The organism is Williamsia muralis, assembly GCF_002735905.1.
GTDB lineage: Bacteria > Actinomycetota > Actinomycetes > Mycobacteriales > Mycobacteriaceae > Williamsia > Williamsia muralis_A.
Window position 1 is genome coordinate 549,079 of sequence record NZ_PEBD01000004.1, and the last position, 19,502, is coordinate 568,580.

Genomic DNA, 19,502 nt, shown 5'->3' on the forward strand with positions numbered 1-19,502 from the left:
ACGAGCGTGCTCGCTACTCTTGCCGTCATGGCTCAACCGATCTTGGTGACTGTCGACGGCGCGGTACTCGACCCTGACGTGCCGATCCTGCATGCGGACGACCTTGCTGCGGTCCGAGGCGACGGCATCTTCGAAACCCTGCTCGTCCGTGATGGGCGGGCGCGCGTGGTCGATCTGCATCTGCAGCGGCTCTCGCGCAGCGCCAAGGCGCTCGATCTGCCTGCTCCCGACGAGGAGAAATGGGCCGATGCGATTGCGACTGGTGCCAGGGTCTGGGCGGAGGCCAACGGCAACGCCGAGGGACTCATGCGGCTGGTCTACTCACGCGGACGGGAGTCGGCGCCCGTCGACGCTGCGCCTCCGCGGGACCGCGACGAGACCGGGCTCACCCGTGAGGCGAACGCGGCCACCGAATATCTGACCGTCGGACCCGTTGCCGAACGGGCCGCGAAGGTCCGCGAGAACGGGGTGAAGGTCATCACCGCTCCCCGTGGATACTCGGTCGATCTCGCCGCGGTGGCCCCGTGGCAGTTGCTCGGTGCCAAAACGCTCAGCTACGCCACGAACATGGCTGCGCTGCGGTACGCCGCCGAGCAAGGCGCCGACGACGTCATCTACACCAGCAGCGAGGGCTATGTGCTCGAGAGCCCGCGGTCCACGGTCATCGCGGTCGAAGGAAAACGGTTGATCACACCGCCACCCGAGATCGGCATCCTCAGTGGCACCACCCAGCAGGCCCTGTTCGCCCAGGCCGAAAAGGACGGCTGGGAGACCGAAGTTCACGCCCTGCGGCCGGCAGACCTCATCTGCGCCGAATCGGTGTGGTTGGTGTCCAGCATCACGTTGGCCACCCGCGTCATCGAGCTCAACGGTTATTCGATGACGACTCCTGCTCGCCCACATGACTTTTCGGCTCTGGTAGACCGCGCAATCGGCTGATTCGACCCGCCGTTCGACATCGGTGATGGTGCCCGGCGCCACACCTATTTTGCTTGTTCGTCATCTGCGCCCGGGCGTACGCTGCATCTACTACCTCTCGTAGTAGCGACTCGGCGAATGAGGCAAAAATGGACGCTCTTGACGTCTCGCGGTGGCAGTTCGGGATCACCACCGTCTACCACTTCATCCTGGTACCGCTGACGATCGGACTCGCTCCGATGGTTGCGGTGATGCAGACCGTGTGGGTCGTCACCGGCCGCGAGCAGTGGTATCGCGCCACCAAGTTCTTCGGGAAGTTGCTGCTGATCAACTTCGCCCTCGGCGTCGCCACCGGCATCGTCCAGGAGTTCCAATTCGGGATGAACTGGAGCGAGTACAGCAGATTCGTCGGGGACGTGTTCGGCGGTCCGCTGGCGCTCGAAGGCCTCGTCGCATTCTTCATGGAGTCGACCTTCCTGGGTCTATGGATTTTCGGCTGGGATCGCCTGCCCAAGAAGATTCATCTGCTGACGATCTGGATGGTTGCCATCGGCGTCAACGCGTCCGCGTGGTTCATCGTCGCTGCGAACTCGTGGATGCAGCACCCTGTCGGGGCGCAGTGGAACGAGGAAAAGCAGCGTCCAGAGCTCAAGAGCCTTTGGGACGTGATGACCAACAGCACCACGTTGGCGGCGTTCCCGCACACCATCGCCGGCGCGTTCCTCACCGCCGGCACCTTCGTCGCGGGGATCGGCTGCTGGTGGATGGTGCGAAACATGCGTCAGGCCAAGCGGTCCGAAGGTGCCGAGGCGGACCGACTGGAGGCCGATGCGCGGACGCTGTACCGCCCGGTGACCCGATTGGCCCTGTGGGTGATGATCGTCAGCGGGGTGGCCCTCGCCATCACCGGTGACGCGCAGGCCAAGCTCATGTTCGAGCAACAACCGATGAAGATGGCGTCGGCCGAGTCGTTGTGCGAGACCGAAAGCGGTGCAAGCTTTTCCATCCTTGCCATCGGCACCCAGAACAACTGCGAATCCGTCACGCATCTGATCGAGGTGCCCAAGGCGTTGTCGTTCCTGGCCGACTACGACTTCAACTCCACCCTGCAGGGTGTGGAAGACCTGCAGGCGCAGCACGAGGCGAACTTCGGTCCCGGCAACTACAAGCCGAATCTCTTTGTCACGTACTGGGCGTTCCGTGCGATGATCGGATGGGCCCTCGGCTCGGCGGCGCTGGCGCTTCTCGCGCTCTGGTTCACGCGCGGTGGCCGCATCCCCGACTCGAAGCGCTTCGGGACATTTGCCATCTGGATGATCCCAACCCCGTTCTTGGCCAACAGTTCCGGCTGGATCTTCACCGAGATGGGGCGTCAGCCCTGGATGGTGGCACCCAATCCGACGGGTCTGTCGCAGGTGCACCTGACCGTGCAAGAGGGCGTCAGCCGACACTCGGGCTACCTCGTCCTCACGTCGTTGATCATCTTCACCCTCCTCTACGGAGTGCTCGGCCTGATCTGGTTCACGTTGTTGCGCAAGTACACCCGCGAGGGTCCACAACCGTCCGACTCCGGGCCCCCGGTCGGTGGGTCGGGCACCGACGACGACGGCAGTGGTCGCGGTGACGACGACGCCGATGACGTCAAACAACTCTCGTTCGCTTACTGAAAGGCCGAGGTGACGTGATGAGCCTTGCTGAGTTCTGGTTCGCACTCGTCGGGGTGCTGTTCCTCGGCTACTTCGTACTCGAGGGTTTCGACTTCGGGGTCGGGATGCTCATGCCTTTTCTGGGCCGGGCGAAGGACGGCGTGCCCGGGGACACCAGGCGACGGGTCATGCTCAACACCATCGGCCCGGTGTGGGACGGCAACGAGGTGTGGTTGATCACTGGCGGCGGTGCCTTGTTCGCGGCCTTTCCTGCCTGGTACGCAACGATGTTCAGTACTTTCTATCTTCCATTGCTGCTCATCCTCGTCGGGCTGATCACCCGGGTCGTCTCCATCGAGTGGCGTGGGAAGATCGACGACCCGCGGTGGCGTCGGTGGGCTGACGTCGGTATCGGGCTCGGCTCGTGGCTGCCGGCCGTTCTGTGGGGCGTCGCCTTCGCCAATCTGGTGCGCGGACTTCCCATCGACGGTGAGGAGCAGTTCACCGGCAACATCCTCGACCTGCTGTCGCCGTACGCACTGCTCGGCGGCGCTGCCACCGCATTGTTGTTCATCACCCACGGCGCGGTGTTCCTGGCGCTCAAGACGGGTGGCGACATGCAGCGTGAGTCCATGAGGACCGCAGCCTGGCTCGCCGTTCCGACCACCGTGGTCGCCGCGGTGTGGGGTGTGTGGACCCAGCTGGCCTACGGCAAGGGATGGACGTGGGCGGCACTGGCGGTCGCCGCGGTGGCCGTCGTCGCCGCCACGGCGCTGGCCTGGATGCGGAGGGAGGGATGGGCATTCGTCGCCACGTGCTTCGCGATCTTCGGTGTGGTGGTACTGATCCTCGGGTCGATGTTCCCCAACGTCATCCCGTCCACAACCGACCCGGCCTTCCACATGACCATCGAGGGGAGTGCGTCGAGTCATCACACGTTGGTGGTGATCACCTGGGCGGCAGCGTTCATCACCCCCGTGGTGCTCGCCTACCAGGGGTGGACGTATTGGGTGTTCCGGCAGCGCATCTCGACATCCCAGATTCCTCCGTCCATCGGGCTGGCACTACGCGAACGAAAAACTGCCGAGGCACCGCGATGACCGCGTCGGGGCGGCGGCGGGCCAGACCGCCGATCGATCCGCGCCTGTGGAAGTACTCACGGACCTCGCGCCGCTACCTGGTGATCACGGTGCTCATGGCCGTGATGTCAGTCGCGACCGTCATCGTCACCGCGGCGATGGTGGCCTCGATAGTGTCGGAATTGATCGTATCTCCTGGGCTGCGCAGCCTCGATGCGCAAGCGTCCCATCTGGTCTGGCTGGCGGCGTCGGTTGTGGTGCGGGTTGCCGCGACCTACCTCCACGACCGCTACGCCCATCGCGCGGGCGCCCAGGTGATCGCCGAGTTGCGTGAGGCGGCCCTGGCGGTGGTGTCAGACCCAGCTCGTACCGCACCGCGTGATCTGCTCACCCGTCGCGAGCGTCTTGCCACCATCCTGACCCGCGGCATCGAGGCGCTGGGTCCGTACCTGGCCGGATACGTTCCTGCCCTTGTTCTTTCGGTGGTGGCGATCCCGGTGCTGATCGTGGTGATGGCAATCGCCGACATGACGTCGGCGATCATCGTGGCCATCACACTGCCGCTGATACCGATCTTCATGATCCTCATCGGGGTGATGACCCGCGATCGCACGGCTGACCGTCTGGCGGCGATGAGTCGCCTCTCGTCACAATTGCTCGACCTCATCGCCGGGATACCCACACTGCGCGCACTGGGGCGCGAGCTGGAGCCGGCGGGTCGTATCGGTGAGTTGGGGCAGGCTCATCGGCGCAGCACCATGAAGGCGCTTCGGATCGCCTTCCTGTCGGGTGCGGTGCTGGAGTTCCTCGCCACCCTGTGCGTGGCGTTGGTCGCCGTGAGCATCGGACTGCGCCTGGTCTTCGGTGACATGGGGCTGTACGGGGGTGTCCTGGCCCTGGTGCTCGCACCGGAGATCTACCTGCCGCTACGGGCCGCGGGGGCTCAGTTCCACAACTCGGAGGCCGGGACGGCCAGCGCTGATGAGATATTCGACATCATCGAGGCGGAATCTGCCGCGTCGGCAACAGTCGGCCGGTCGGTACCGGTCGCCGGAGCCGCCATCACCTTGTCCGGCGTCGGCATCCAGGGCCGCGACGGCTGGACCCCGGACGATGTGACGGCGACCATCCGGCCGGGACGACTGACCGTGGTCATCGGGCCCAACGGGACAGGGAAGTCGACTGTGCTGGCAGCCATCCTGGGTCTGCAAGGCCTGGACGCCGGCTCCATCCTGATCGGTGACGTGCCGGTCGCCGACTTCGACCGGGAAGCGTTGTGGGAGCAGGTCTCTTGGCTACCACAGCACCCGGTGCTGGTACCGGGCACCGTGAGGGAGAACTTTCTCCTCGGTGGGCCGGTCCCCGATGCGGATCGTGAGTTGGCGTGCCGAGCAAGTGGTTTCGATGAAGTGGTCGCCGGCTTGCCGCAGGGGTGGGACACCCAGCTCGGGCATGGGGGAGTGGGGCTGTCGGCGGGGCAGCGGCAACGCCTGGCGCTTGCCCGTGTGCTGGCGTCGCCCGCTCCGCTGCTGTTGCTCGATGAGCCGACCACTCACCTCGATGCGGTGGCCGAGACCGAGGTGTGCCGGGTGCTGCAGGCCCGCGCCCGCGCCGGTGACACCGTTGTTGTTGTCGCTCACCGTCCGGCGTTGGTCGCAGCAGCCGACGACGTGGTCGAGATCGGAGCGCATGTCGATGTCCGTCGTTGAGAAGTGGTCGGCGGTGCGTGAGGATCCACTCTGGCGTGCGATGGGGCTGCTCGGCCTGCGCAGACAGTTGGTGGCGAAGTCGCTGCTGCTGGGAATGCTCGGTGCCGGTAGCGCACTGGCGCTTGCCGCGCTGTCGGCATGGTTGATCACCCGCGCCTGGCAGATGCCGCCGGTTCTGTATCTGTCGCTCGCAGTGACAGCTGTGCGAGCGCTCGGCATCTCGCGGGGGCTGTTCCGCTACCTCGAGCGGCTGGCCACACATGATGTGGCGCTCGATGCGATGTCGACTGCGCGCCGCCGACTGTACGTCGTCCTCGCGGGTGGACCGTCTGGTTACTCGGTGGGATTGCGCCGCGGAGAGTTGTTGTCGCGCACGGGTGCCGATGTGGACGAGGTGGGCAATGCCTTGATCCGGGCCCTCATACCCATCGGGGTGTCGATGGTGGTGTCCGGCGCCGCGATCGTGGTCATGGCGTGTGTCTCGTTGTGGGCGGCGGTCGCCTTGGCCGGTTGTCTGCTGATCAGCGGCGCAGTTGCGCCGTGGGGTGCCGCGCGCGGTGCTCGCCGCGCCGCAGTGGATGCTGCCGTGGCGCAGGCGCGCAGCGCCGAGGCGATGATGAATCTTCTTGACCACGGACCAGAGCTGGCAGTGACACGTCGTCGCGCAGAGGTGTTGACCGACTTGGCATCTGCCGAGGCCGACGCCCGCAGCGCCACCGACCGGGGAGCCCGGCAGAGCGCATGGGCGGCGGCTGCCACACCACTTGCCGTCGGGGTCTCGGTGATCGTGGCGGGGCTGATCGGCATCGGCATGGCTGATTCGGTGTCTCCGATGACACTGGGCGTTCTGATCCTCCTGCCCCTGAGTGCTTTCGACTCCACCAGCACCATGACAGACGCTGCGATGACACTGTCGCGCAGTCGCCTTGCGGCCCGGCGGATCATGACCCTCGTCGACCGCGCGCACGACTACCGAAACGCGCTCCCGAACCGGTCGACTGCCCTGCCGACCGGGCACCTGACGGTCCGTGGCCTGCGATGGGGGTGGCCCGGCGGGGCGGTGTTCGGCGGGTCTGCCGGCCTGGACCTGGACGTGAAACCGGGGTCCAGGATCGCCCTCGTGGGTCCGAGTGGCTGTGGGAAGTCCACACTCTTGCTGACGTTGGCCGGGTTGTTGGAGCCGGTGTCGGGAAGCGTCGCCGTTTCGAGTGAGAACGATTCGAACCCAAGATATTTCGCGGAGGACGGTCACGTGTTCACCACCAGTGTCCGCGAGAACCTGCTCGTCTCACGCGGCGACGCGACCGACGAGGTGCTGATGTCGGCGTTGGCATCCGTCGGCCTCGACACCTGGGTCGGCGGATTGCCGGATGGACTCGGCACGACCCTCGAAGGGGGTGCGGACGCCATCAGCGGAGGACAGCGGAGGCGGCTGCTCGTGGCGCGCGCCCTGATCAACCCCTCGCCGGTGTTGCTCATCGACGAACCCGGCGACAATCTCGACCGTGCCGATGCGGACAGAGTGCAGGCCGGACTCCTCGATGTCGGTGGCGGGCTCGTCGACCGTGAACGCGCGGTCGTTGTTGTCTCGCACCGACTACCGGCCTCTCATCGTGCCGACAGGGTCATCGATCTGGGGGCGAATTCGCTACGAGAAAAAGCGGTTGCCGAGGTATCGAACCGGGGGTAACTTCGTCCGTACACGAGGAAGGAGGTGGTCTGAAGTTGAATTCTTGGACACGTGAGGTGACCATCAGCTAACGACCGTTTTTCGTGGATTGGCCCGATCGGGACCGCACATCAGTTGCGTCCCAGCGGTCGTCAGCTGAATCCACAATGGTCACCGGACCCCCGCACCTCGGCCTTGTCCAGGCCGAGAGAGCCCGCTGAGAAGTGGGTGGTGCGGGGGTCTATCCATTTCCCCGGCGTTCCTTTGTCGGCGGGTCAGGCGGTTTGCTTCGAATCGGCAGCCGAGCCCGCCTCGATGATCCGATGACAGTTGGTCTCGGACCGCGAACGTCGGTATCTAGCCGGCGTAGCGGCGCAGTTTGGCTGATGCGCGGGGAACGAGGTCGCCGTCCGCGTCGACCCGTTCCTCGACGTAGGCGAGATCGCCGTCCTCGACGAGGCCGTACAGACGTTTGGCGCCTCCGGCACGAGGACCCGACGCAGCTTTGATCACGACGTCGGTGGCCAATTCCCACGACGTCTGATTGAGCGGCTTGCCGTAGAACAGTTCGACCCAGCCCTCGGCATGGGTGAGGAGGAGTTCGATGACGTCGTCTTCGCCGATTCGCCAGAACCCTGCCTCGCGGTCACCGGGGCCGATGTAATTGGCGTCCGCGTCGATGACCCAGGTGCGGGATTGCCAGACGAGGTAGTTGCCGCCGTCGTGGCTGATGATGACCTGCTGGCCGAAGTGGTGGTCACCGTTCTCGGGGTCGTAGCCTTCCCCTTCGCCGCGCCACACACCGACCATGGGTAGGAGCGCCAGCAGCCCGGGATGCAGGTCAGGGCCCTGACGCAGGTTGGCCGTGTCGTCCGGCAGCGGCAGATCGGGCAGCGACGGGACGTTACGCGCCGCGGTTTCCTGCGCGCGGATCGCCGCCTGGTTGATCGCCTCGTCGCCCGAACGGGTCACGATTCGTCAGTGACCAGCCGGTAGAGGACGTACAGGCCAAACCAGGAAATCAGGATGGTTGCCAGCACCAGCAACGCTTCGAAGAATATGACCACCAGAGCATTCTAGCTCGCGATGATGGGCGGGTGCGTGTGGGGATTCCCTCAGTCTGGCCGCGTGCGTGAGTGCACACAGATCCATCAGTGCGGTCACATCCGGCCCCGGTCAGGTGAGTTGTGTGCACGGAGGCACACGGCAGTCAGCAAGAAGCCCGGCCCGCCTCGAGAGGCGGGCCGGGCTCGTCTGATCCGACCTTCTACTTGCTGACGGTCACGTTCTGCTCGTGCACGCCGGGGCCCTCCGGGCTCACGGTGGCATCACCGTTGCCGATGGACGAGAGCGCACGCAACGACCACGTCCCGGGAGCGGCGAAGAACCGGAAGTCACCGGTACCGCTGGCGACGACCTCTGCGGTGAACTCGCCGGTGTTGTCGAGGAGGCGGACGAACGCGCCGGCAACGGGGTTGCCGTCGGTGTCGACGACCTGACCTGTCAACACTGTTTCCTTCTCGGTATCGACACCGGCGGGCATCTTCTGTCCCTGTTTAGGCGCAGCACACATGATTACTTGCTCTCTCCCAGTTCGATCGGGGCGCCGACGAGTGAGCCGTATTCGACCCAGCTGCCGTCGTAGTTCTTGACGTTCTTCTTGCCGAGGAGCTGATCGAGCACAAACCAGGTGTGGCTCGAGCGCTCACCGATGCGGCAGTAGGCGATGGTCTCTTTACTGTCGTCGAAACCCTTTTCGGCGTACAGCTTTTCGAGGTCATCGTCCGTCTTGAAGGTGCCGTCCTCGTTGGCGGTGGTGCTCCACGGGATGTTGATCGCGCCCGGGACGTGGCCACGCTGCTGGGCCTGCTCCTGCGGCAGGTGAGCGGGAGCGAGGATCTTGCCCGAGAACTCGTCGGGGCTGCGCACGTCGACCAGGTTCTTGCTGCCGATGGCGTTGATGACCTCGTCGCGGAATGCGCGGATGCTCGTGTCCGGCGCGGATGCGGTGTACGTGGTTGCCGGGCGGGTCACCTCGTCGGTCGACAGTGGACGGCCGTCGAGCTCCCACTTCTTGCGGCCGCCGTCGATGAGCTTGACGTCCTTGTGGCCGTAGAGCTTGAAGTACCAGTAGGCATAGGCAGCGAACCAGTTGTTGTTGCCGCCGTAGAGAACAACGGTGTCGTCGTTGGAGACGCCCTTGGCCGACAACAACTCCGAGAACTGCTCCTGGTTCAGGAAGTCGCGGCGAACGCCGTCCTGCAGGTCTTTGCGCCAGTCGAGGCGGATGGCGCCTTCGATGTGTCCGCCTTCGTAGGCGGTGGTGTCCTCGTCGACCTCGATGAAGACGGTCTTGTCTGCTTTCAGGTTCTGCTCAGCCCAGTCGGCGCTGACCAGGACGTCGGAGCGAGCCATGGTTTTCCTTTCGTGGTGGATGCGGCATCGAGAAGCGATCCGCAGTAGATACAACTGTGGTGGTGCTTGGAGGATGAAGCTCGGGAGGTGGTGCTGGGGGCGTGATGAATCGCTGGAGCGAAGAACGCGAACCAGGGGCACGCCGGACGTGCGGGACGCGGAAGATCTCGGAACGGCCCGCCGGTTACCGGCTCAGACAGCAACAATTGGCGATACGACAGAAGTCGATCGCCCGACGGCGGGTGAGCATCAACTCACAGCCCAGTTGCATGGCCGACAGCTTACCGCAGCGTGCGACCACCCCGAGATGGCCCTTGCCAGAAGTCCCGGGCGGTTGCGACCAACGGCGCGGGCTCGGCCTCGAGCACCACATCGCTGCCCTGTGAGGCCGCCTTCACTGCCGGCATCGACCACGGAAGTGGCAGTACCGGCAGCGTCTTGGTGAACTGGGCGAGCACCATCGGCTCGGCCCCGGACGGAACGTCGGACTTCACGTGCTCGGCGGGACCGGAGTAGAGGTTGCGGGCATCGATGTGAAGAGCACCGCCACGTACGGACAGATCAACCGCGACGCTCACCTTTTCGCGACGTTGCGCGGAACTGTGACGGGAATTACGTGGATCGCTCACATTGACCGTCCCGGTCATGATGACGCCGTTGCTGGTCGAGAGGATCCCGTCGCCCGGACCACCACCGCCGGCCTTGTCTTCGGGCGCCGGCGTGGTGACGGTGAGGTCGACGATGCCGAGGAACCGGCCGAGGTTGACCGAGTCGATCTTCAGGGACGCGGTGGCCTTGTCCGCGGTCAGTTCCGTGTTCTGTCCGATGACCCATTCGCCGTCTGCTCGGCGCACGTCGGACAGCTTCGACCGCAGGTCGCCCCGGCGCCCATCGCCCAGGTCAGCGCCCCGCGCAGTGATGCCGATCTGGTCGTACGTGTCGCCGGTGGCCTGGTCGACGAAGGGAAAGCCGGAGATGGTGATCTCGGGATCGAACTCCAGGTCGGAAGCCTCCCGCAACGCGGTGGAATAGCGGTACTCTGCGTAGGCCGCGGATGCGAAATCGGCGATCGTGGCGACCAAGAGGGTGATGAGCACACCGACTGCCAGCTTGCGCAACGATTCCCCTCTGTGAATGGACTCAGTCCATCCGGCGACGCGGCCGGCGACCGCCGGTGAAGACTCCCGCTGGCGACTTGTTAACGGGTAGCGACCGATATGACGCTATTCTGTCATCTATCTCGCACACGTTGGTAAGACAGCGTACATATACGAATAATCGAGATCGGAGTGGTTTGTGGATCTCTTGTTACTGACAGCCGATCCCACCCCTGAGTCTGTATTGCCGTCGTTGTCACTGCTGGCTCATACCGTTCGAGTGGCGCCCACCGAGGTGTCCTCATTGATGGAAGCCGGAAACGCAGATGTAGCCATCGTTGATGCGCGTTCTGACCTTGCCGCCGCGCGCGGCCTGTGCCGACTGCTCGGGAGTACGGGTTCATCGGTCCCTGTGGTCGCGGTGCTGACCGAGGGCGGCCTGGTGGCCGTGAACTCCGAATGGGGCCTCGACGACTTCCTGTTACCCGACACCGGTCCCGCCGAACTCGATGCGCGCTTGCGTCTTCTGGTCGTGCGCACCCGAGGTGTCACCGCCGAGGAGGCCAGTGGAAAGGTCACCCTCGGTGACCTGGTGATCGACGAGGGCACCTACACGGCACGGCTACGTGGACGCCCCCTCGACCTGACCTACAAGGAGTTCGAACTCCTGAAGTATCTCGCGCAGAACGCCGGTCGCGTCTTCACCCGGGCTCAACTGCTCCAAGAGGTGTGGGGATACGACTTCTTCGGCGGCACCCGCACGGTCGACGTGCACGTCCGGCGCCTTCGCGCCAAACTCGGCAGCGAGTACGAGTCGTTGATCGGTACCGTCCGGAACGTCGGCTACAAGGCAGTGCGTCCCAGCCGGGGCGGTCGCGGCGGCGGCGAGACCTCCACCGACAACGGAGATCTCGACGATCTGGGTGGATCGGACGAGGTCGAGTTCCCGGACCCGGAACTGAGTTCGAGCGCCAATGGGGGCTGACGCCGGGCCCGTCCACGAACTCTTGACTGCCGCCGCCTGCACTGACGGTGTCGCGCCGATGGGCGAGCAGGCGGTGGCCGTCATCGGCCGCGAGGGCGTCAAGGAGTTCACCGTCTCGTCCGGCGACACCGTTGTCGGGTATGCGAACGTCACCCCTGCCCGAGAGGGCGAACCGGCGATGATCGAGCTGGCGGTGCACCCCGAACACCGCCGACGCGGTCACGGGAAACGGCTGCTGACAACAACTCTCGAGCACGTGCCCGACAACCGTCGGGTGTGGGCGCATGGGAATCTGCCTGCCGCGCAGGCGCTGGCGGCTTCACTGGGACTCACTGCCCGGCGCGAGCTGCTGCAGTTGCGACGGCCTCTGGCCGGGGCCGAACTCCCGTCGCTCACCGTGCCCGACGACCTCGTTCTGCGAACGTACGCGGGGCCGTCGGACGACGCGGAGATCTTGCGGGTCAACAACGTGGCCTTTGAGTGGCATCCGGAGCAGGGCGGTTGGAGCGACGACGAGATCACCGCGCGTACGGGCGCCGAGTGGTTCGACCCCGCAGGGTTGTTCCTCGTGTTCGATGCGTCTGATCCTCACACCTTGCTGGGCTTCCACTGGACAAAAGTGCACCCTCCCGAGGGCGACACCCCCGCACTGGGTGAGGTGTACATCGTCGGTGTCGACGCCACCGCCCAGGGGCGAGGTCTGGGGCGACTGCTCACCCTGGCCGGCCTGCACCATCTCCAGCAGCGTGGCCTCGCGGAGGTCGAACTCTACGTCGAGGGCGACAACAAGGCTGCGCTCAACACCTACGCCAAGCTCGGGTTCACCCGGTACGCGATCGATGTCGCGTACGGCTGAGTGACGACCCCGGGCGTCGGCCCGGCGCAATGTCCGATTCGTCACCATGGCTGTTCACCTCTCGTTCACCTCTCCAGGGGTATCGCTTCACTCTCGCTCTGTAGCTTCCAAACCGCAGCAGGACGCGATGCGCTACGGCGTCGTGGCTGCCTGTGAATCATTGCGACCTGTGTCGAGCAGACTGCCGATGCACCAATCGAAGGACTTCTTCAGGTGAACTTGAAAAACAGTGGAGCAATCCTGGGCGTGTTTGCTGCCTCAACGCTGCTGATCTCGGCGTGTGGAAACTCCGCATCAGACTCCGACACGGCCAAGAAGGTCGAAGGCGTCACGTGTGAAGGCCAGGCGAATCTGAAGGCCAGTGGATCAAGCGCACAGGCCAACGCCATGACCCTGTTCGCCAACTCCTACGCCACCACGTGCGAGGGCAAGACCATCGACTACAACTCCAACGGCTCCGGCGCCGGCGTCAAGGAGTTCACCGGCGGCCTCACCAACTTCGGTGGCAGCGACTCGCCGCTGAAGGAAGACGAGGCCACCGCCGCGGCGACCACCTGCGGGTCCGAGGCATGGAACCTTCCCCTCGTCTTCGGCCCTATCGCCGTCACCTACAACCTCGACGGCGTCGACGCGGTCAACCTGTCGGGCCCCACCCTCGGCAAGATCTTCAACGGCACCATCAAGAAGTGGAACGACCCGGCCATCGCCGCCGAGAACTCAGGCGTGTCCCTGCCCGACCAGGACATCATCGTGATCTTCCGCTCGGACGAGTCCGGCACCACCGACAACTTCCAGAAGTACCTGGAAGCCGCATCGGACGGCACCTGGACCCAGGGTGCGGGCAAGTCGTTCGCCGGCGGTGTCGGTGAGGGCGCGAAGGGCAACGAGGGCACCTCGGCCGCCATCAAGAACTCGCCCGGATCGATTACCTACAACGAGTGGTCCTACGCCACCAACCAGGGCCTGAGCATCGCCAACATCATCACCTCGGCCGGTCCTGAGGCTGTGCCGCTCTCGGTCGAGACCGTGGGCAAGACCATCGACGGAGCCACGCTGAAGAACCCGGGCTCGAACAACCTGGTCCTCGACACCTCGAGCTTCTACAAGCCGTCCGTCGCAGGTGCCTACCCGATCGTGCTTGCCACCTACGAAATCGTTTGCAGCAACTACTCGGACGATGCCACCGGCCAGGCCGTGAAGTCGTTCCTCAAGGTCGCCGCGAGCACCGACGTGCAGAGCTCACTCGAGGCCGAGGGATACATCCCGATCCCCGAGGGCTTCAGCACTCAACTGAACACAGCCATCGATTCCATTCAGTGACTGATCTCTCTCATAAGTTAGGGCAGGAAAGCGATGACGGTGCATGACGCGGTCGGGCAATCTGACAAAGTAGGCGCGGTGAGCCCAAGCGCATCAGCTCCCGAGCCTTCGGACAGTCAATCGGATCTGAAGTCGAACTCCCGACAAAATCGGAGTCGGTTCTACGATCAGGCGTTCAAGGTGCTGGCTCTGACAGCCGGTGGCTTCGTCTGCCTGGTGATCCTGTTGATCGCACTGAACCTACTCTTCGAGGCCATCCCCTCATTGAGAGTGGACAACGTCAACTTCCTGACGAGTTCGGTGTGGGACACCACCAACGCCCTGAACCTCCGGTTCGGAATCCTCGACCTGCTCAAGGTCACGGTTCTGAGCTCGGTGTTCGCACTGGCGTTGGCGGTGCCCATCGCGATCGGTATCGCGACATTCCTCGTGTCGTATGCACCGGCGCGGTTGTCCCGACCGCTCGGCGCCGTCGTCGACCTGCTTGCCGCAGTGCCGTCGATCATCTTCGGCCTGTGGGGCATGGCGGTTCTCGGACCCAAGCTCCAGCCGGTCGCCGACTTCCTCAACAGCAACCTCGGATGGTTCTTCCTCTTCGCCGACGGCAACGTCTCGAGTGGGACGATCTTCACCGCTGGAATCGTGCTGGCGATCATGATCCTTCCGATCATCACCTCGATCTCGCGTGAGGTGCTGCAGCAGACACCTGTGCTGCACAAGGAAGCGGCCCTGGCACTGGGCGCGACGAAGTGGGAGATGCTGCGGATGACCTCATTCCCCTACGCACGTAGTGGAATGATCGCGGCGTCGATGCTCGCGCTCGGTCGCGCACTGGGTGAGACGGTTGCCGTCCTCATCATCCTGCGGGCCGCGACATCGACGTCCGGGTTCAGCCTCTTCGATGGTGGATACACATTCGCCTCCAAGATCGCCTCTGGCGCAGGCGAGTTCAACCAGCCCCTGCCGACCGGCGCGTACATCGCCGCAGGTTTGGTGCTGTTCTTGCTGACCTTCGTGGTCAATGCCATCGCCCGGGTTCTCTCCGGCGGAAAGGTAAACGGATGAGCACCTCAACCATCGATGGCAGCAGCCCGGTCAAGGCCGGCAGTCTGTACAAGCCGGTCTCGCCCGCCCGGCGCCTGAAGAACCAGTCGGCCACGATCGTTTTCACCCTGTGCTTCCTGATCGCGATGATTCCCCTGGTGATGGTGCTCTTCACCGTCATCAGCAAGGGTTTCGAAGCGATCATCAAGCCGGAGTGGTGGTCGGGCGACCAGTTCCTGATCGGGCCGACGAGCTTCTCCGGCGGTGTCGGACACGCGATCCTGGGCACGATCCTCACGGCATTGATCGCCGCCGTGATCGCCGTACCGATCGGCATCATGGCCGCGATCATGTTGGTGGAGTATCCGAACAGCAAGCTGGTCAAGCCCACCTCGTTCATGGTGGACATCCTTGCCGGCGTCCCGTCGATCGTCGCGGCGCTGTTCATCTTCACCGTGTGGGTGACCACGTTCGGTCTGCCTCAGAGTGGCTTCGCGGTCAGCCTGGCACTTGTGCTGCTGATGCTCCCGGTGGTTGTTCGCTCCACCGAGGAGATGCTCAAGCTCGTCCCCGACGAGTTGCGTGAGGCCTCGTACGCGCTGGGCATCAGCAAGTCCAAGACCATCGTGAAAATTGTTGTCCCGACGGCGATGTCGGGAATCATCTCCGGAGTGTTCCTCGCCACCGCGCGAATCATGGGTGAGACCGCCCCGGTGCTGATCCTGGTGGGCTACACCGCTTCGGTGAACTACGACCCGTTCCAGAACAACATGACGTCGCTGCCGTTGTTCATCTACAACCAGTTGGCAAACCCCAATCCCGCCGGGGAATACCGCGTCTGGGGTGCAGCGCTGACCCTGGTCATCGTGATCGCGCTGGCGAATGCACTCGCGGCGCTGGCTTCTAAACTGCTCGCGCCGAAGACGAAATGAGATAAGCAATGGCAAAAAGACTCGACCTCAAAGATCTGAACATCTACTACAGCGCCTTTCACGCCGTCAAGGACGTGAGCCTGGAAGTGCCGCCCCGCTGCGTCACGGCGTTCATCGGCCCTTCCGGCTGCGGTAAGTCCACCGTGCTGCGCACGCTCAACCGCATGCACGAGGTGACCCCCGGTGCTCGCGTCGAGGGCAAGGTCCTGCTCGACGGCGACGACATCTACGGCAAGGGCATCGACCCGGTGTCGGTCCGCTCCACGATCGGCATGGTGTTCCAGCGCCCCAATCCGTTCCCGACGATGTCGATCAAGGACAACGTGGTGGCCGGTCTGCGACTGCAGGGTGTGCGCGACAAGAAGGTGCTCGACGAGACCGCCGAGCGCAGCCTGCGCGGAGCGAACCTCTGGGAAGAGGTCAAGGACCGGCTGAACAAGCCCGGCGGTGGCCTCTCCGGTGGTCAGCAGCAGCGTCTGTGCATCGCGCGTGCGATCGCGGTGTCGCCTGACGTGCTCCTGATGGACGAGCCGTGTTCGGCACTCGACCCCATCTCGACGCTCGCCATCGAGGACCTGATCACCGAACTCAAGAAGGACTACACGGTGGTGATCGTGACGCACAACATGCAGCAGGCTGCCCGCGTCAGCGACCAGACCGCGTTCTTCAACCTGGCGGCTGTCGGCCAGCCCGGACAGCTGGTCGAGCTCAGTGACACCGAGACGATGTTCTCCAACCCGACGCAGAAGGCGACGGAAGACTACATCTCCGGCCGTTTCGGCTGATCCTCGCAAGTACCTGAAGAAAACGGCCCCATGTCTGCGCATGGGGCCGTTTCCTTGCCAGAATGGTCCCCGTGACGGCAAAACATCCGGTGAGTGTGCTGCCTGGTCGTGGCATCGTGCTCCGCCGCGGACCGTCGCTCCTGCTCATCGACGCCGATCCGATCCGGAGTAGCGCAACGCTCACAGATTTGGCGCATCTCGCCACCGAGCCGCTCGAACAGGCCGGCCGCGTCGACGGGTCGCGGCTTCGCTCGCTGACCAAGTGGTTGCTGGCCAACGAGGACAGCAGCCCGGACTTCGCGGTGGTCTCCACCGACCGGCACGGGGGTCTGGAGGTCTTCGTCTACGGTGCCGCGAGTGCGAGGGTGTACGTCACCGAGTTCGCCACGCCGGAGGTCATCAGGGGAGCAGACGCCGGGTTCCTGGTACAGCGCAGTTATCCGAGCAGTGTGTTCGCGGTGGCCCTGACCATCGACGAAGACGATCCGCTGGGCGGTGGACCGATCGGGTCGGGTGGTCTGGCCCCGTCGGAGATCTTCTCGCTCGAAAAGGGTGCGGCACCCGGCGCCGGGGTTGTGTTGTGGCCATCGGCATCGCCTTCCACCGACAGCGCGGTATATGCCGTACCGGCAGCGACACCGATGACGTCGGCTGCCGACGAGCCCACAGGTGCCCCGGTGGTGGTGAGTCCCGAACTCGTCGACACCGCGATGGCGGTAGCCGAAACGCCTTTGCTACCACCGGCTCTCTCGGTGAGGCTGGACGACTTCGACAACTACACCGCAGCCGGACGGGCACCGTTGCCGATCGTCGGTGGCCGGCGCAGAGCTGCCTCGGTTCGGAGGGGAATCGCCGAGCCGACACTGGTCCCGCCGCGTGACGTGGTCGGACCGGCCGATGCCGCACTGGCATCGGCGCCGACCGATGTCGCGAATCGTCCTGTGCGTCCATCTGATCCGAAGGTCTCGGCGCGCGAACAGCAGGTGCAGATCCAGGGTCTGCTGTGCCAGAACGGTCACATCAACGACCCGCGGTCACCGGTCTGTACCCGATGCGGTATTCGGATCAACCGGATGACGGGGGCGATGGTGCAGGGGCCGCGACCGCCGTTGGGGCTACTCGTCATCGACGACGGCACCACCTATGTGGTGGCCGGTGACCTGATGATCGGACGTGATCCCGAGCCGATGGTCGCAGCCAGGGGTGGTGTCGCAGGTACGGGTATCGGACCGCTTGATCCCATTCGCATCAACGACACCTCGGGGTCGATGTCGCGCGCGCATTGTGAACTGCGACTTGTGGATTGGGATGTCCGGGTGGTGGATGCCGGCTCGGTGAACGGGACGTATGTCCGGTTGCCGCGCGCGCCTGGCTGGATCACGTTGCGCCGGGGGCAGGAAGCGGTGTTGTATCCGGGTTCCGAACTGCGGGTGGGAAGCCGGTCGTTGCTGTTCGAGGCGCCGCACGGGAGGATCAGCGATGTTCGTTGACCAGACGTCGGGCACCGACGCTCGTCGGCTGCCTCCGGCAATCGCCGATTATCGGACAGTCCGGGCGCTCGGTGCGGGCAGCCACGGTACGTGTTATCTGGCGGTGCCTCCGGCCCGGCTGCAACTGGACGTCGATCACGTTGCGCTGAAGGTGTTTTCGAACCCCTGCGGTGAGGACGCCTTTCATCGTGGTGTGCGCGAACTCCGCAGTTTCGCCGCTGTACGGTCCCCGCATCTGGTGCATCTGTACGAAGCGGCTCTGGGTGACCTCTTCATGTACGCGATGGACTACTTCCCGGGTGGGTCGATGGCGGCCCCATCGATGCCGCTGCAGCGTGACCAGGCACTCGCCGTGCTCGAATGCGCGGCCAGGGGGGCACACGACATGCACGAGGCCGGGTTGGTCCATTCCGACATCAAACCGGCGAACGTGTTGATCGCGGGAGGTGATGGCGCCGGTACCACGGCATCACCGGCAGGAGTACTGTCCGATCTGGGTCTGGCCCGGGTGATCACCGCGGCGACCGCGGTCACCGGCATCGGGTCGTCCGCTTCACTCGAATATGCCGACCCCGACACCCTTGTCGGCCAAACACCTTCGCGGGCAACGGATATCTGGGCTCTGGGAGCGACGATCCACCGCACGCTGACCGGTGAAGGCCTCTACGGTGAACTGCCCGACATGCAGCCGCTGGTGGCGATCCGCACGGTGCAGTCCACCAAACCCAGGATCAGTCCGACACTTTCACCGGCTGAACGCGACCTGGTGTCGGAATGCCTTGCCCCGCACAGTGATCGGTTCAGGACGGCTGCAGAACTGGCCGACCGGATCTCCGAGGTGCGGCGAACTGCACCCCGGTAGAAGCCACTAGACCTCGGTGAACTGTTCCGGGGTCTGTCCCGTCGCCTGGAACACCACGCGACGTCCGATGAGCACAGCGTGGTCGGAGAAGCGCTCGTAGTACCGGCCGAGCAACGTGACGTCCACTGCGGCGGCGACGCCGTGACGCCACTCGCGGTCCATCAGCACCGTGAACAGATGGCGGTGGAGGTCGTCCATCGCGTCGTCGTCGTCCTGCAGCTTGAGCGCGTCCTCGGGGTTCTGGCTGGTGAGGACCTCACGCGCGTTGGTCGCCATGGTGATGGCGAGCCGGCCCATTTCGGCGAAGTAACCGTTGACCTCTTCGGGCAGCGCTTTGGCGGGGTGGCGACGGCGAGCGACCTTGGCGACGTGCAGCGCAAGCGCACCCATGCGGTCGATGTCGGCGACGATCTGGAATCCACTCACGATCGAACGCAGATCGCCGGCGACCGGCGCCTGCAACGCGAGGAGGGCGAATGCCCGTTCTTCGGCTTGCGTCGACAACTGCGTCAACTGCTCGTGGTCGCCGATCACCGACTCGGCGACCGCGAGATCGGCTTGGAGCAGGGCCTGGGTGGATCGCTCCATCGCAATCCCGGCCAACGCACACATTTGTCCCAGAACTCCGTTGAGTTCGGCCATCTGCTCAATGTAGGCACTACGCATGAGCCAACGGTACTGCCACGATCGGTGGG

At 64.6% G+C, this 19,502-nt stretch carries 18 protein-coding genes; 13 read left to right on the forward strand and 5 right to left on the reverse strand.

Annotated features, from left to right (window positions below; genetic code table 11):
• Nucleotides 1–27: 27 nt before the first annotated feature.
• The 5 genes from CSW57_RS03240 to cydC all read left to right on the forward strand — a co-directional run bounded on the left by CSW57_RS03240 (nt 28) and on the right by cydC (nt 7,042).
• Nucleotides 28–939: an aminodeoxychorismate lyase gene (locus CSW57_RS03240; RefSeq protein WP_099381416.1), complete on the forward strand. Its 912-nt coding sequence runs from the start codon at nt 28–30 to the stop codon at nt 937–939.
• 128 nt (nt 940–1,067) lie between these two features.
• The gene (locus tag CSW57_RS03245; RefSeq protein ID WP_099381417.1) at nt 1,068–2,585 is read left to right on the forward strand and encodes a cytochrome ubiquinol oxidase subunit I; all 1,518 of its coding nucleotides are present in this window, start codon (nt 1,068–1,070) and stop codon (nt 2,583–2,585) included.
• Nucleotides 2,586–2,602: 17 nt separating this feature from the next.
• A complete protein-coding gene (gene cydB, locus CSW57_RS03250; protein WP_099381418.1) occupies nt 2,603–3,664 on the forward strand; it encodes a cytochrome d ubiquinol oxidase subunit II in 1,062 nt (353 codons plus the stop codon).
• The gene (gene cydD / locus CSW57_RS03255; RefSeq protein ID WP_099381419.1) at nt 3,661–5,352 is read left to right on the forward strand and encodes a thiol reductant ABC exporter subunit CydD; all 1,692 of its coding nucleotides are present in this window, start codon (nt 3,661–3,663) and stop codon (nt 5,350–5,352) included. The genes cydB and cydD overlap by 4 nt, the downstream gene beginning before the upstream one ends.
• On the forward strand, nt 5,339–7,042 hold the full coding sequence (gene cydC / locus CSW57_RS03260; protein ID WP_099382011.1) for a thiol reductant ABC exporter subunit CydC: 1,704 nt from the start codon (nt 5,339–5,341) through the stop codon (nt 7,040–7,042). Before cydD ends, cydC begins: the two co-directional genes overlap by 14 nt.
• Before the next feature lie 336 nt (nt 7,043–7,378).
• Here the strand turns inward: cydC and CSW57_RS03265 are convergent, their stop codons facing one another.
• The 4 genes from CSW57_RS03265 to CSW57_RS03285 form a co-directional block, all read right to left on the reverse strand.
• On the reverse strand, nt 7,379–7,993 hold the full coding sequence (locus CSW57_RS03265; RefSeq protein WP_099381420.1) for an FABP family protein: 615 nt from the start codon (nt 7,991–7,993) through the stop codon (nt 7,379–7,381).
• A gap of 295 nt (nt 7,994–8,288) precedes the next feature.
• Complete coding sequence (locus tag CSW57_RS03275; RefSeq protein WP_023957291.1) at nt 8,289–8,594, reverse strand: DUF1416 domain-containing protein; 306 nt, start codon at nt 8,592–8,594, stop codon at nt 8,289–8,291.
• 2 nt (nt 8,595–8,596) lie between these two features.
• A complete protein-coding gene (locus CSW57_RS03280) occupies nt 8,597–9,436 on the reverse strand; it encodes a sulfurtransferase (RefSeq protein ID WP_099381421.1) in 840 nt (279 codons plus the stop codon).
• A 281-nt stretch (nt 9,437–9,717) separates the two neighbouring features.
• On the reverse strand, nt 9,718–10,554 hold the full coding sequence (locus CSW57_RS03285; protein WP_189339118.1) for an LmeA family phospholipid-binding protein: 837 nt from the start codon (nt 10,552–10,554) through the stop codon (nt 9,718–9,720).
• Between the two features lie 178 nt (nt 10,555–10,732).
• Here CSW57_RS03285 and CSW57_RS03290 point away from each other — a divergent pair, with 178 nt between their 5' ends.
• The 8 genes from CSW57_RS03290 to CSW57_RS03325 all read left to right on the forward strand — a co-directional run bounded on the left by CSW57_RS03290 (nt 10,733) and on the right by CSW57_RS03325 (nt 18,807).
• The gene (locus tag CSW57_RS03290; protein ID WP_023957288.1) at nt 10,733–11,518 is read left to right on the forward strand and encodes a winged helix-turn-helix transcriptional regulator; all 786 of its coding nucleotides are present in this window, start codon (nt 10,733–10,735) and stop codon (nt 11,516–11,518) included.
• Nucleotides 11,508–12,374 (forward strand): mycothiol synthase, encoded by an 867-nt coding sequence (gene mshD / locus CSW57_RS03295; RefSeq protein WP_099381423.1) that lies wholly within the window; start codon nt 11,508–11,510, stop codon nt 12,372–12,374. The genes CSW57_RS03290 and mshD overlap by 11 nt, the downstream gene beginning before the upstream one ends.
• 213 nt (nt 12,375–12,587) lie before the next feature.
• Entirely contained in the window at nt 12,588–13,694 is a 1,107-nt protein-coding gene (gene pstS, locus CSW57_RS03300) for a phosphate ABC transporter substrate-binding protein PstS (protein WP_030173918.1), read from the forward strand.
• A gap of 33 nt (nt 13,695–13,727) precedes the next feature.
• Entirely contained in the window at nt 13,728–14,759 is a 1,032-nt protein-coding gene (gene pstC / locus CSW57_RS03305) for a phosphate ABC transporter permease subunit PstC (protein WP_023957283.1), read from the forward strand.
• Nucleotides 14,756–15,670: a phosphate ABC transporter permease PstA gene (gene pstA, locus CSW57_RS03310; protein WP_023957281.1), complete on the forward strand. Its 915-nt coding sequence runs from the start codon at nt 14,756–14,758 to the stop codon at nt 15,668–15,670. The genes pstC and pstA overlap by 4 nt, the downstream gene beginning before the upstream one ends.
• A gap of 8 nt (nt 15,671–15,678) precedes the next feature.
• On the forward strand, nt 15,679–16,455 hold the full coding sequence (gene pstB, locus CSW57_RS03315; RefSeq protein WP_023957280.1) for a phosphate ABC transporter ATP-binding protein PstB: 777 nt from the start codon (nt 15,679–15,681) through the stop codon (nt 16,453–16,455).
• A gap of 71 nt (nt 16,456–16,526) precedes the next feature.
• Complete coding sequence (locus CSW57_RS03320; protein WP_189339119.1) at nt 16,527–17,945, forward strand: FHA domain-containing protein; 1,419 nt, start codon at nt 16,527–16,529, stop codon at nt 17,943–17,945.
• Nucleotides 17,935–18,807: a protein kinase domain-containing protein gene (locus CSW57_RS03325; RefSeq protein WP_099381425.1), complete on the forward strand. Its 873-nt coding sequence runs from the start codon at nt 17,935–17,937 to the stop codon at nt 18,805–18,807. The genes CSW57_RS03320 and CSW57_RS03325 overlap by 11 nt, the downstream gene beginning before the upstream one ends.
• Before the next feature lie 6 nt (nt 18,808–18,813).
• Here the strand turns inward: CSW57_RS03325 and phoU are convergent, their stop codons facing one another.
• Nucleotides 18,814–19,473: a phosphate signaling complex protein PhoU gene (gene phoU / locus CSW57_RS03330; protein ID WP_099381426.1), complete on the reverse strand. Its 660-nt coding sequence runs from the start codon at nt 19,471–19,473 to the stop codon at nt 18,814–18,816.
• Nucleotides 19,474–19,502: the final 29 nt, after the last annotated feature.

Bases quoted from the DNA above. Each gene is read 5' to 3' on its own strand.
- pstC (WP_023957283.1), top strand. From the start codon at position 13,728: ATGACGGTGCATGACGCGGTCGGGCAATCTGACAAAGTAGGCGCGGTG.
- cydD (WP_099381419.1), top strand. From the start codon at position 3,661: ATGACCGCGTCGGGGCGGCGGCGGGCCAGACCGCCGATCGATCCGCGC.
- pstB (WP_023957280.1), top strand. From the start codon at position 15,679: ATGGCAAAAAGACTCGACCTCAAAGATCTGAACATCTACTACAGCGCC.
- phoU (WP_099381426.1), bottom strand. From the start codon at position 19,473: ATGCGTAGTGCCTACATTGAGCAGATGGCCGAACTCAACGGAGTTCTG.
- cydB (WP_099381418.1), top strand. From the start codon at position 2,603: ATGAGCCTTGCTGAGTTCTGGTTCGCACTCGTCGGGGTGCTGTTCCTC.
- CSW57_RS03275 (WP_023957291.1), bottom strand. From the start codon at position 8,594: ATGTGTGCTGCGCCTAAACAGGGACAGAAGATGCCCGCCGGTGTCGAT.
- CSW57_RS03240 (WP_099381416.1), top strand. From the start codon at position 28: ATGGCTCAACCGATCTTGGTGACTGTCGACGGCGCGGTACTCGACCCT.
- CSW57_RS03325 (WP_099381425.1), top strand. From the start codon at position 17,935: ATGTTCGTTGACCAGACGTCGGGCACCGACGCTCGTCGGCTGCCTCCG.
- CSW57_RS03280 (WP_099381421.1), bottom strand. From the start codon at position 9,436: ATGGCTCGCTCCGACGTCCTGGTCAGCGCCGACTGGGCTGAGCAGAAC.
- cydC (WP_099382011.1), top strand. From the start codon at position 5,339: ATGTCCGTCGTTGAGAAGTGGTCGGCGGTGCGTGAGGATCCACTCTGG.
- CSW57_RS03245 (WP_099381417.1), top strand. From the start codon at position 1,068: ATGGACGCTCTTGACGTCTCGCGGTGGCAGTTCGGGATCACCACCGTC.
- pstA (WP_023957281.1), top strand. From the start codon at position 14,756: ATGAGCACCTCAACCATCGATGGCAGCAGCCCGGTCAAGGCCGGCAGT.
- mshD (WP_099381423.1), top strand. From the start codon at position 11,508: ATGGGGGCTGACGCCGGGCCCGTCCACGAACTCTTGACTGCCGCCGCC.